Raw genomic sequence first — 11,230 nt, 5'->3', positions numbered from 1 at the left:
AATGGTCCCTCTTCCCCCCCCCCCCTTCCCTCTCGTTGTGTTGTTGATTCCCCCCCCCCCCCCCCCCCTCCCCTCCGCCCCCCCCCCCCCCCCCTCCCCCCCCCCCCCCCCCTCCCCCCCCCCCCCCCCCGCCGCCCCCCCCCCCCCCCCCCCCCCCCCCCCCCCCGGGCCGTACGGCAGCGGGCGGCCGGCGCGGTCAGTTCCAGGCGTTGTTCTGGTTCTGTCCGCGCGCCCCGTGCTGGCCCATGCCGAACTGGGCGGCGACGCCCTGCCCGAGCTGGGCGTTCTGCGGGGGCAGCACCTCGCTGGGCTGCACCAGGGCGAAGCCGGTGCCGAGGAAGCTGAGCTCCCAGCCCTCGCCGGTGTTGCCGCGGCGGCGCCACACCCCGCTGGAGTGGGTCTGGGCCTGCATCTGCACGCGCAGCGAGGTGGACCAGGCGACGACGGCGTCGGCGTCGGCGTTGACGTACTTGTCGGGCGTGACCTGGAGCATCAGCGGCTGCCCGGAGGTCATCAGGGCGACCTTGCCGCGGCCCGAGATGTTCAGCTGGTACTTGCCCGAGCCGGAGATGCCGTACTGGCTGTCCACCGCGATGACCTCGGTGTGCAGGGCGGAGTCCAGGGCGAGGACGTAGCTGCTGTCGACGGTGAGGCCCTCGTGGTCGACGTCGACGACGTGGACGTACTGGGCCAGGTTGGCCAGGTAGACGGTGCCCTGGCCGGAGCAGCGCATCAGGTCGAGGCCCTCGCCGGTGTTGCGGCGGGCGCTGCGCTGGTTGCCGGTCTGGTACTCGCCGTCGAAGTCGATCAGGCCCTGGTAGGCGACCATGGCGCCCTTGCGGGCCAGAACGTCGTCGCTGCCGGTCAGGGAGACCCGCAGCAGCTGCGGGTTCTGGACGGCGTAGCGGTCCTGGGACTGCTGCTCGGCGTGTGCGAAAAGTGAGCTCTGCATGATGGTGTCCGCTCCCCCTCAGCCCCGGGTCCGGAGCCGGTCGGTGCTGTCCTCGCTGGGCTGTACGACGACGATGCCCTGGCCGGAGAAGGCCATCTGGTAGGCCTCCCCGCTGCCCCGGCCGATCATCGACGAGGCCTTGAAGCTGCGCTTGCCCTTCACCTTGAGGTTCGGGGACCAGGCGACGAGCGCGTCCGGGTCGACGTACGTCTCGTCCTCGCCGCGGCCGCAGTCGACGACGATCGGGGTGCCGCGGGAGGTGATCGCGACCCAGCCGGTGCCCGCGACCTGCACGTTGAACAGGCCCTGGCCGGCGAACTTGGCCATGCCCTTGACGCGCTCGACGCCCCACTGGAGGTGGGCGTCGAAGGCGAGGAGGTTGGTGCCGTTGACCGAGAGGGCGTCGTTGTCGAGGTTGACGACGACGACGTCCGCGCCGTAGTCGGCGAGGTACAGCAGGCCGTCGCCGCTGCACTTCATGACGGGCGCGCCCTCGCCGGTCAGCCACTGCGAGGCCCTCTGGCGCAGGGCCGGCGGGTTGGGCTCGTACTGGATGAAGCCCTCGTAGGCGACCATCGACCCGGTGCGGGCGAAGAGGTCCTGGCCGGTCTGCATGGCGACCTTGAGCATGGACGGGCCGTGGTTCTCCATGCGGGCCGTGACGGGGGTGGGGGCGTAGCCCGCGAGCTGCTGGTTCGTTGCGTTCATGACGGGCTCCCTCAGACCTCGTACGGCTGGACGACGATGAAGTTGCCGGGTGCGCCGCGGAACTGGAGGTTCACGGTCTCCCCGCTGTGGCCGGGGTAGGCGTTGCGCCGCAGCCGGACCTGGCTGGAAACGATCACCTGGGAGGCGGCCGACCACGCCACGATCGCGTTGCTGTCGGCGAAGGTGGTCGGGGTGACGGGGAGCACGACGGGCGTGCCGTGCGTCTTGACGACCACGGTGCCGGTGCCCTGGAAGAGCATGGTGAAGAGCGCGCCGCCGGGGATGCCGTGGCCCTCGATGCGGCGGACCTCGTGGTGGAGGGACTCGTCGAAGGCGAGGACGTTCTCGGCGGAGACGCAGATGCCGTCGCCCTGGAGTTCGACGGTGTGCAGGTGGGCGCCGTTCTCGGCGAGGAAGACCTGGCCTCGGCCGGTACAGCGCATCAGCTGCATCTCCTGGCCGGTGGCGTTGCCGACGACGCGGCCGGCGAAGCCGGCTCCCTTGTAGCTGAAGTCGACCTTGCCCTGGTAGAGGACCATGCTGCCCTGGCGGGCGAGGACGGGCTGGCCGCCCATGGCCAGGTCGACCCGGACGAGCTGCTGGTTCTGCGCGGTCCAGCGGGCGCCGGTGGGAACCTCCTTGTACGGCTGGAGGGCCGCGCCGAGGCCGGGTCCGGCGGCCCGCGGGCCCTGCGGGCCGGGGGCCTGGCCGGGGACGGGCTGCGGGTAGGGGCCCGGGGCCGCCTGGCCGTACGGGCCCGGCTGCTGGCCGGGGACCTGGCCGTACGAGGGCTGGGGCGGCTGGCCGTACGGCTGCGGGACCTGGCCGTAGGAGGGGGTGCCGGGCTGCTGGCCGTACGGGGCCGGGGCCTGCGGGGCCGGCGGGGCGATCGGCGCGGCCATGGTGGGGGCCGAGTGCACCGGCGCGGCGGGGGCGGGCTGCTGGTACTGCGGTGCGGGGGCCTGGGGCTGCTGCGGCGGCGGAGCCTGGGGCGACGGGGCCGCCGGGGCGGCGAACGACGGCGCGGGGGCAGGGGCGGGCGCCGGGGCTGCGGGGGCGGCGAAGGCCGGTGCGGCGGCCTGCGGCGGGGCGAATCCGGGCGCGGCCGCGGGGGCGGCGGCCGCCGGGGCCTGCTGCTCCGGCTCCTCGGCGACCTCGCCGCCGAAGTTCTGCAGCAGGGCGGCGAGCCCGCCGTCGAAGCCCTGGCCGACGGCCGCGAAGCGCCAGACGTCCTTGAGGTAGAAGTCGCCGAGCATCACGGCCCGCTCGGTGCTGAACTCCGCACCGGAGAAGGAATACCGGACGACCTCCTCGCCGCCGGCCACGATCCGGATGTAGCCCGGCCCGATCTGCGACATCTGTCCGTCGCCGTCGATGGTGGCGGTGAAGGACAGCTTGTGGATGTTCGCCGGGATGCGGTCCAGCGTCACGCGGAACGACTCGGTGTCGCCGGCCTGCGCCCCGAGCTGCTGGATGGACTCCTCCGGCGACTTCGGCTGGTTGTAGAAGACGAAGTAGCGGTCGTCAGAGAGCCGCTCGTCGGCGTCGAGTCCGAAGCAGCTGATGTCGAAGGCGAGCCCGGGGCCGGCGATCTGCACGCCCACGTACAGATCGGTGCCCGCAGTGAGATCGCTGATCCTGGCCTTGTGACCGCGTTGGAATTCCCTGGCCATACGTAACGACCGTCCCCCATCCCGACAGTGAATTGCGTGGCGCACAGGCTAGCCGCATCCGACGACATCCGGCCAAGTCGGTATCAACCCGGTATCCGGCGGCAGCGGCGGCCAGGCCGCGGCGGCGTGCGGGTGCGCGCCGCCCTTCCGGCTCATTCTCCGCGCGCGGGCGGCACGTTGGGGTGCCGTTCCGCCGCGGCCACCCCTTCCAGGTAGCCGCGGGCCCGCTCGGTGCGGGGATACGCCTCCAGGAGTTCCCAGAAGCGCGGACCGTGGCCGGCCACGAGGAGGTGGGCGAGCTCGTGCAGCAGCACGTAGTCGACCACGTACTCGGGCATCCCCTGGAGGCGGTGCGAGAGCCGGATGCTGCCCTCGGCGGGGGTGCATGAGCCCCAGCGGGTGTTCTGGTTGGCGACCCAGCGCACCGAGCTCGGGCGGGCGCGGCCGCCGAGGTACTGCCCGGACAGACGCTCGGCGCGCCCGATCAGTTCCCCGTCGCCCACGGTGTTCCGGCTCTCCCTGGCGGCGAGCTTGTCGAGCATGGCGCCGACCCAGCGCCGCTCCTCCGCCTCGGACATCCGGGCGGGGATGAGGACGATGGTGCGGTCGCCCTCGCGGTAGGCGGACACGGTCTTGCGGCGGCGGGCGCTGCGGCGGACTTCCACGGAGCGCTGCGGTGGGTCGGCGGACACGCCTTCGACCGTACCGGTTCGCGGCGGGCGGGGGACCGGCGCTCCGCGGTTCGGACGGGGGCGGTGACGGGGTCGTCAGGAATCGGTGCAAACAGCGCGGAACGCCCCATTGTTCGGCATCTCATATGCCTTATAGGTCACGCCTGTGGACAAACACGGGCGGCCGGGGCGCGGGGCGGGCACTGTTGCGGGGACGGGAGGCCGAGGCGGTACGGGGCGATGGGCGGACGTACCGGAGAAGGGGGAGCCGTGTATCCGAAGGTGAAGCCGGCCCTGGCGAGGGCGTGGCGGGATCTGCAGACGGTCCAGTTCGGGGTGACGCCGGCGCACGCGGTGGTGCTGGGCCCGGTGGATACGGCGACGGGGTCGCTGATCGACCGGATCGACGGGACGCGGGGCATGGACCGGCTCCGCGAGGAGGCGTCGGCGATGGGCCTGCCGCAGGGGCAGGCGGACGGGCTGGTGCGGCGGCTGGCGGCGGCCGGGCTGCTCGACGACGCCACGGCGGGCGGGCCGCCGGCCCAGGCGGTGCGCAGCCGGCCGGAGACGCTGGAGCGGCTCGGGCCCGACCTGGGGTCGCTGTCGCTGGTGCACCGGGAGCCCGGCGGCGACTTGCGCGGGGTGGCGGCGCGGCGGGCGATACGGGTCGTGGTGCGCGGCAGCGGCCGGGTGGGCGGCGTCGTCGCCGCGGTGCTGGCCGCTGCGGGCGTGGGCCGGGTGGAGGTGCTCGACGGGGGCCGGGTGGAGCCGGCCGATGTCGCTCCGGGCGGGCTGGGGCCCGGCAGCGTCGGCCGGCTCAGGGCGGAGGCCGCCGCGGCGCTGGTCCGGGAGGCCGCGCCGGGGCGGGCCCCGCGGTCCGCCGGGAGAGGCGGGTACGAGGCGTGCCCGGCGCTGGTGGTGGTCGCGCCCCGGGACGGGCTCCAGGTGTGGTCGCCGGATCCGGGGGTGTCGTCGGACTGGATCGCCACCGGGGTGCCGCATCTCTACGCGGGGGTGCTGGAGGGGACGGGCGTGGTGGGGCCGCTGGTGCTGCCGGGGGTCACGGCGTGCGCGGGGTGCATGGAGCGGGAGCGCGTCGACCGGGATCCGGCCTGGCCGCGGATGCTGGTGCAGTGGCGCTCCGTCCACCGGCGCCGGACCGCCGCCGCCTGCGATCTGGGGCTGGCCACGGCTGTCGCGGGGCTGGCCGCGGCCCATGCGCTGTCGTTCCTCGACGGGGAGCTGCCGGCCTCCACGGCCGCCCGCTGGGAGGCGGCGCTCCCGGGACTGCACTGGGAGCGGACGGCCGTACGGCCGCATCCGGACTGCCCGTGCGCGGCGGCGGTGGTGCCGGCGGAGCAGGAGGCGGGGGCGTGAGGGCGGCGGGCGCCGCCTGCGCGGGCGGCCTCCGGATGCGGCCCGGAGGGCGCGGGAGGCGTCATGACAGGATGCGCTGTGACGCAGGTGCGGGGCGGACACCCCCGAACCGCGGCCTGCTCACGGCACTCTGGGAATTGGAGGGGCGCATGTCTGATCTTCCCCGGAAGGCGGTCACCCGTACCGTCAAGCTGGCCGCTCTGCCTCTCGGCATCGCAGGCCGGGCCACCTGGGGGCTGGGCAAGCGGATCGGGGGCAAGTCGGCGGAGATCGTGGCGCGCGAGATCCAACAGCGCACCGCCGACCAGCTGTTCCGCACCCTCGGCGAGCTGAAGGGCGGTGCCATGAAGCTGGGGCAGGCGCTCTCCGTCTTCGAGTCGGCCCTGCCGGAGGACTTCGCCGGCCCGTACCGGGCTGCGCTGACCAAGCTCCAGGAGGCGGCTCCGCCGCTGCCCGCGCAGACGGTCCACCAGGTGCTGGCCGAGCGCCTGGGGCCGCAGTGGCGGGATCTGTTCCGGGAGTTCGCGGACGAGCCGGCCGCGGCGGCGTCGATCGGGCAGGTGCACCGGGCGGTGTGGCACGACGGCCGGGAGGTCGCCGTCAAGGTGCAGTACCCGGGGGCCGGGGAGGCGCTGCTGTCGGACCTGCGCCAACTGGGCCGTTTCGCAGGCCTGCTGGGTCCGCTGGTGCCGGGGATGGACCTCAAGCCGCTGATCCAGGAGATGCAGGAGCGGGTCGCGGAGGAGCTCGACTACGCGCTGGAGGCGGAGGCGCAGCGGACGCACGCGGAGGCGTTCGAGGGCGATCCGGACGTGGTCGTGCCGCAGGTGGTGCACCAGGGCGAGCAAGTGCTGGTGACGGAGTGGCTGCAGGGGACCCCGCTGTCGGAGGTGATATCCGGCGGCAGCCGGGAGGAGCGGGACCGCGCGGGTCAGCTGCTGGCCCGGTTCCTCTTCACCGGGCCGGCGCGGACGGGGCTGCTGCACGCGGATCCGCACCCGGGCAACTTCCGGCTCCTGGAAGGGGAGGACGGCCGGCTGCGGCTGGGCGTGCTGGACTTCGGCACGGTCGACCGGCTGCCGGGCGGCTGGCCGGAGCCGATCGGCACCTCGCTGCGGATGACGCTGGAGGACGATGCGGAGGGGATCTACGGGCACCTGTGCGGCGAGGGCTTCGTGCGGGAGTCCATCGAGCTGGATCCGCAGGCGGTGCTGGAGTACCTCAGGCCGATCGTCGAGCCCATCGAGGCCGAGGAGTTCACCTTCACGCGGTCGTGGCTGCGCGGGCAGGCGGCCCGGATAGCCGATCCCCGCTCTCCCGCCCACCAGTTGGGCCGGCAGATCAGCCTGCCGCCGTCGTACCTGCTGATCCACCGGGTGACGTTGAGCACCATCGGGGTGCTGTGCCAGCTCGGGGCGACGGTGCGGCTGCGCGGCGAACTGGAGTCGTGGCTGCCGGGGTTCGTGCCGGAGGAGTGAGCGGGCGGGGACTGCGGGCGGCGGTCACCACCAGGACGAGTCGAGGCGGCCCTCGATCGCACGGAGGTTGGCGCGGGCGCAGTCCACGCAGAAGAACTGTCTGGTCCCGTTCTCCACGGAGCAGGTCCAGGTGGGAGGGGCTCCGCCGGGGGACCGTGTGCCGCAGCGCGCGCAGACGGCGGGCTCGGGCTCGGTTCCCGACGGGTCGGGAGGGGGAGTGTGCTGGTCCACCTCCAGACGATATCCCCGCCGGGGCCGCGCGGCACCGCAACGCACCGGGGGGACCGGTCCGTGCGGACCGGTCCCCCCGGGCGGCCGGTGCGCCGCCCGGGTGGCGGCGGCGCGGCGGCTGCTGTCAGTGCATGACGGCCATGGCGAGGGCCCTGCGGGCGCGCAGCGAGACGCGCTCGGCTCGCCGCTGCATGCGGCGGGCGGCGACCAGGCGCAGGGCGTGACGCTCGGCGTCGGCCTCACGCATCCGGTCGTCCATATGGGCACGGGCCAGGGCTTCTGGGATGAGTTGCATTTCGCGGGTCCTGTTCTGACGCGAGGTGATCGCGCCGGTGGTGGTGAAGTCTGCGGGGGCGGAGCCGTGCGGCTTCTCGCTCGTCGTGTGGTCGGTCATGGGGGCCTGCTTCAGGGGGTCGTGCGTCAGGGGGCGGTCGATGGTTCCGGTGGCTTTCATGCCGAGGCAACCGGGTTCTTGCGCGGGCGGCCGCGGGGCCGCTTGCGGGCCACGACCACACCCTGGACGAAGAGTTCGCCACCCCAGACGCCCCAGGGCTCGCGGCGCTCGAGCGCGCCGGCGAGGCAGGCCTCGACGAGCGGGCAGGTGCGGCAGAGGGACTTCGCGTACTCGACGTCGGCCGGGGACTCGGCGAAGAAGACCTCCGGGTCGTAGGTGCGGCAGGCGACGGGCACGCCGAGGTTCTCGATGGCGTCGTCGAGCGCGGTCAGCGCGGTGAGGGGAGTCAAGGCGGAGTCCTCCGGGACTGCGGGCGGGGAGATCGTCTGGGTCTGCGGTACGGACGGGGCGTGCGCTTCGAGTTGCACGGTGTTTTCTTCCTCGTCTTGTTCGTCTAGTCGTTCCGGCCCGGTTCGGCCGGGGGCGGCTGGTACCTGGTCTTGCCAGTCCCGAGGCTCCTTCGGTCCGCCGTCCCCGTTCGGGGACAAACAGAAGGGCCGCGGATCCCGGGTGGGGTTCCGCGGCCCTGAAGGCGCCGGCCTGATCGCTGGATCAGGCTGGATCACTCCAGGGTTCGAGCCCACGGAAGGCCCACATCAGGTGGTGCTGCTGCTTCGTCTGCTTCGTCTTGGATCCGGCACCGGCCGCGGCAAAGCCATAGGCGTGCGCCTGGGCTTCTGCCTTTACTGCCACCGGTGCCTGGGTCGGTCGCTCATTCCGCTCGCTCGCGAGCAGCGCGGCGGGCGCGGCCAGCAGGGCGCGGCTGTCGGCGCAAATCGCGGACAGACCGGTACCCGTGAGCGGGAGGAGCGAGGAGGAGCCGAGCGTGCAGGAAGCGGCGACCGAGCGATCGGTCCTTGCGGTGGTGGTGATGAAGCTGGTCACTGGTCTCGCCTCCTCTCGGCGTCTCGGGGACGGGGGCCCGGGGGCCTGTCCCATGCGTATTCGGATAAGTACAGCACAGAGTCGGAGCTTCGGAGAAGCCACCGTTTCCGTTGCTAAGAACCTATGGGGATCCGGCGGGCATGTGCAAACTATTTTTCCGACGAGTTTTCACGCGTCGGCGCCGTGCCCGGCGTCGGGCTCCCTGCCTGCGCAGATGGCGAGGACCTCGGCCCCGTACCGGTCGAGCTTGCGGCCGCCCACTCCGGGGATCACCGCCAGCTCGCCGGCCTCGCCGGGCGCCGCCTCCGCGATCGCCATCAGCGTCTTGTCGGTGAAGACGCAGTACGCGGGCAGCCCCTGCCGGCCGGCCTGGATGCCGCGCCAGGCGCGCAGCCGCTCGTACAGCCCCTCGTCCATGTCGGAGGGGCAGTCCTCGCAGCGCATCAGCTTCAGCTCGCCCGCCTCGGTCAGCGTCCGGCCGCAGACCCGGCACCGGACGGGCCCGCGGTGCGCCCGCCGGCGCGCCGGGCCGCGCTCGACGCCCGCTCCCCCGCCGCCGGGGCGGGAGGCGCGGGCGCCGGAGCCCGGGCGCAGGCCGTTCAGGAAGCGGCTGGGGACGCGGGAGGGCCGGCCGCCCGGGGAGCGGGAGAGCGCCCAGGAGAGGGTCAGGTGGTGGCGCGCCCGGGTGACCCCGACGTAGAGGAGGCGGCGCTCCTCCTCGACCTGCTCGTCGGTCTTGGCGTAGGTGATCGGCACCATGCCGTCGGTGAGGCCGGCGAGGAAGACGGCGTCCCACTCCAGGCCCTTCGCCGCGTGCAGCGAGGCCAGGGTGACGCCCTGGACGGTCGGGGCGTGCTGGGCGGCCCGGCGCTCCTCCAGCTCCACCGCGAGGTCCGCCAGGGTGGCGCCGGGCCGGGCGCGGGCGAAGTCCTCGGCGAGGCGGACCAGCGCGGCCAGCGACTCCCACCGCTCGCGGACGGCCCCCGACCCGGCGGGCGGCTCGGGGCTCCAGCCGGCGGAGCCGAGGACGGCGCGGACCTGGGCGCCGAGCTCGACGACGTCGTCGAGGAGGGGGTCGTTGCCCGCGGAGCGGGCGGCGCCGCGCAGCGCGAGCAGCGCCCTCTGCACCTCGGCCCGCTCGAAGAACCGCTCGGCGCCGCGGAGCTGGTAGGGGACCCCGGCGTCGGCGAGGGCCTGCTCGTAGACCTCGGACTGGGCGTTGATGCGGAAGAGCACGGCGATCTCGCCGGCGGGCACGCCGGCAGCGATGAGGTCGCGGATCCGGGCGGCGGTGCCCTCGGCCTCGGCGGGCTCGTCGGCGTACTCGGCGTAGACGGGTTCGGGGCCGGGCTCGCGCTGGGAGACCAGTTCGAGCCGGTGGTCGGCGGCCCGGCCGCTCGCCTGGGCCAGCAGCCCGTTCGCGAGGTGGACGACCTGCGGGGTGGAGCGGTAGTCGCGGACCAGCTTGACGACGGTGGCGTGCGGGTAGCGGCGGCGGAAGTCCAGCAGGTGGTCGGGGGTGGCGCCGGTGAAGGAGTAGATCGTCTGGCTGGCGTCGCCCACGACGCACAGGCTGTCGCGGTCGCCGAGCCACAGCTCCAGCAGCCGCTGCTGGAGCGGGCTGACGTCCTGGTACTCGTCGACGACGAAGTGCTGGTACTGGCTGCGGACCTGCTCGGCGATGTCGTGGCGGTCCTGGAGGATGCCCACGGTCAGCAGCAGGACGTCCTCGAAGTCGATCAGTACGCGGTCGCGTTTGAGCTGCTCGTACATCCCGTACAGCTGGGCGATCTCGGCCGGGTCGCGGGGGGCCTCGCGGCCCGCCTTCCGGGCGGCCGCCGGGTAGTCGGCGGGCACGGTCTGGGTGACCTTCGCCCACTCGATCTCGCCGGTGGCGTCGCGCAGCTCGCTGCGGTCGAGGCGGATGCCGCAGCGGGCGCCCGCCTCGGCGACGAGTTGCACCTTCCGCTCGACGAGGCGGGGCAGCTCCCCGCCGATCGCCCGCGGCCAGAAGTACTGGAGCTGGCGCAGCGCGGCCGAGTGGAAGGTCCGCGCCTGGACCCCGCCCGCGCCGAGCGCGCGGAGCCGGCCGCGCATCTCGCCGGCCGCCCGGTTGGTGAAGGTGACGGCCAGCACACTGGCCGGGGCGAGCTGCCCGGACCGGACGCCGTAGGCGATGCGGTGGGTGATCGCCCGGGTCTTGCCGGTACCGGCTCCGGCCAGCACGCACACCGGTCCGCGCAGGGTCGTGGCGACCTCGCGCTGCTCCGGGTCCAGCCCCAGGAGCACCGCGTCGGCCGGGCCGTCGGGCCCCTCGGTGCCGGAAGGGAAGGACGGGAAGGGCGTTGCTGCTGTCACCCCGCCATGCTGCCAGGTCCGCCGGGGCGGCGGGATCCGGCGTCCACAGGGGGCCGCCGCGGTCGTACTTGACGTACCGGGCGCCCCACGGGTGCGGGAATGGCTCCGCGGTCCCGTACGTTCGAGTACTCGGACCACCCCAGGCCCCCACCCCACGAAGGAGCGCAGCATGCAGGACACGGGTTCCGTGACGATGTACAGCACGACCTGGTGCGGCTACTGCCGCCGGCTGAAGAGCCAGCTGGACCGGGAAGGCATCGCGTACAACGAGATCAACATCGAGCTGGACCCGGAGTCCGCGGCGTTCGTCGAGAAGGCGAACGGCGGGAACCAGACCGTCCCGACCGTGCTCGTCGTCTCGCCGGCCGGCACCGAGTCGGTCATGACGAACCCGAGCCTGGCCCAGGTGCAGCAGGCGCTCGCCGTCTGACCGGTCCCCCGTC

Annotated in this window: 12 protein-coding genes; 3 read left to right on the top strand and 9 right to left on the bottom strand. The window is 73.8% G+C overall.

The features are described 5' to 3' along the window. Window positions 1-196: 196 nt before the first annotated feature. From ACZ462_RS01875 to ACZ462_RS01860, 4 genes are all read right to left on the bottom strand, one after another. Entirely contained in the window at window positions 197-952 is a 756-nt protein-coding gene (locus ACZ462_RS01875; protein WP_467809158.1) for an AIM24 family protein, read from the bottom strand. 18 nt (window positions 953-970) lie between these two features. Further along, on the bottom strand, window positions 971-1,660 hold the full coding sequence (locus ACZ462_RS01870) for an AIM24 family protein (protein WP_467809157.1): 690 nt from the start codon (window positions 1,658-1,660) through the stop codon (window positions 971-973). Between the two features lie 11 nt (window positions 1,661-1,671). Then, the gene (locus tag ACZ462_RS01865) at window positions 1,672-3,333 is read right to left on the bottom strand and encodes a TerD family protein (protein WP_467809156.1); all 1,662 of its coding nucleotides are present in this window, start codon (window positions 3,331-3,333) and stop codon (window positions 1,672-1,674) included. 152 nt (window positions 3,334-3,485) lie between these two features. Then, on the bottom strand, window positions 3,486-4,025 hold the full coding sequence (locus ACZ462_RS01860; protein ID WP_467809155.1) for a M48 metallopeptidase family protein: 540 nt from the start codon (window positions 4,023-4,025) through the stop codon (window positions 3,486-3,488). A 249-nt stretch (window positions 4,026-4,274) separates the two neighbouring features. On the opposite strand from ACZ462_RS01860, the gene ACZ462_RS01855 reads away from it, so the two are divergent. Together ACZ462_RS01855 and ACZ462_RS01850 are read left to right on the top strand one after the other, a co-directional pair. Next, complete coding sequence (locus tag ACZ462_RS01855) at window positions 4,275-5,381, top strand: ThiF family adenylyltransferase (RefSeq protein WP_467809154.1); 1,107 nt, start codon at window positions 4,275-4,277, stop codon at window positions 5,379-5,381. 149 nt (window positions 5,382-5,530) lie between these two features. Then, window positions 5,531-6,859, top strand: coding sequence for an ABC1 kinase family protein (locus ACZ462_RS01850; protein WP_467809153.1), 1,329 nt, complete (start codon window positions 5,531-5,533; stop codon window positions 6,857-6,859). 24 nt (window positions 6,860-6,883) lie between these two features. Here the strand turns inward: ACZ462_RS01850 and ACZ462_RS01845 are convergent, their stop codons facing one another. From ACZ462_RS01845 to ACZ462_RS01825, 5 genes are all read right to left on the bottom strand, one after another. Continuing rightward, a complete protein-coding gene (locus tag ACZ462_RS01845) occupies window positions 6,884-7,090 on the bottom strand; it encodes a hypothetical protein (protein WP_467809152.1) in 207 nt (68 codons plus the stop codon). A gap of 124 nt (window positions 7,091-7,214) precedes the next feature. Continuing rightward, window positions 7,215-7,544 (bottom strand): hypothetical protein, encoded by a 330-nt coding sequence (locus ACZ462_RS01840; protein WP_467809151.1) that lies wholly within the window; start codon window positions 7,542-7,544, stop codon window positions 7,215-7,217. Then, a complete protein-coding gene (locus tag ACZ462_RS01835; protein ID WP_114054060.1) occupies window positions 7,541-7,912 on the bottom strand; it encodes a WhiB family transcriptional regulator in 372 nt (123 codons plus the stop codon). Before ACZ462_RS01835 ends, ACZ462_RS01840 begins: the two co-directional genes overlap by 4 nt. A gap of 184 nt (window positions 7,913-8,096) precedes the next feature. Then, on the bottom strand, window positions 8,097-8,429 hold the full coding sequence (locus ACZ462_RS01830) for a hypothetical protein (RefSeq protein ID WP_467809150.1): 333 nt from the start codon (window positions 8,427-8,429) through the stop codon (window positions 8,097-8,099). Window positions 8,430-8,597: 168 nt separating this feature from the next. Beyond that, window positions 8,598-10,787, bottom strand: coding sequence for an ATP-dependent DNA helicase UvrD2 (locus ACZ462_RS01825; protein WP_467809149.1), 2,190 nt, complete (start codon window positions 10,785-10,787; stop codon window positions 8,598-8,600). 169 nt (window positions 10,788-10,956) lie between these two features. Here ACZ462_RS01825 and ACZ462_RS01820 point away from each other — a divergent pair, with 169 nt between their 5' ends. Beyond that, complete coding sequence (locus ACZ462_RS01820) at window positions 10,957-11,217, top strand: glutaredoxin family protein (protein ID WP_114054058.1); 261 nt, start codon at window positions 10,957-10,959, stop codon at window positions 11,215-11,217. The last annotated feature ends 13 nt before the right edge of the window (window positions 11,218-11,230 follow it).

This window comes from Streptomyces sp. NPDC031121 (assembly GCF_055570615.1).
The sequence above is the reverse complement of the archived record's forward strand: the minus strand, read 5'-3'. Positions and strand labels throughout refer to the sequence as shown.

Excerpts from the sequence above, each read along its gene's own strand:
- ACZ462_RS01875 (WP_467809158.1), bottom strand. The coding sequence starts at position 952 with ATGCAGAGCTCACTTTTCGCACACGCCGAGCAGCAGTCCCAGGACCGC.
- ACZ462_RS01870 (WP_467809157.1), bottom strand. The coding sequence starts at position 1,660 with ATGAACGCAACGAACCAGCAGCTCGCGGGCTACGCCCCCACCCCCGTC.
- ACZ462_RS01865 (WP_467809156.1), bottom strand. The coding sequence starts at position 3,333 with ATGGCCAGGGAATTCCAACGCGGTCACAAGGCCAGGATCAGCGATCTC.
- ACZ462_RS01850 (WP_467809153.1), top strand. The coding sequence starts at position 5,531 with ATGTCTGATCTTCCCCGGAAGGCGGTCACCCGTACCGTCAAGCTGGCC.
- ACZ462_RS01840 (WP_467809151.1), bottom strand. The coding sequence starts at position 7,544 with ATGAAAGCCACCGGAACCATCGACCGCCCCCTGACGCACGACCCCCTG.
- ACZ462_RS01820 (WP_114054058.1), top strand. The coding sequence starts at position 10,957 with ATGCAGGACACGGGTTCCGTGACGATGTACAGCACGACCTGGTGCGGC.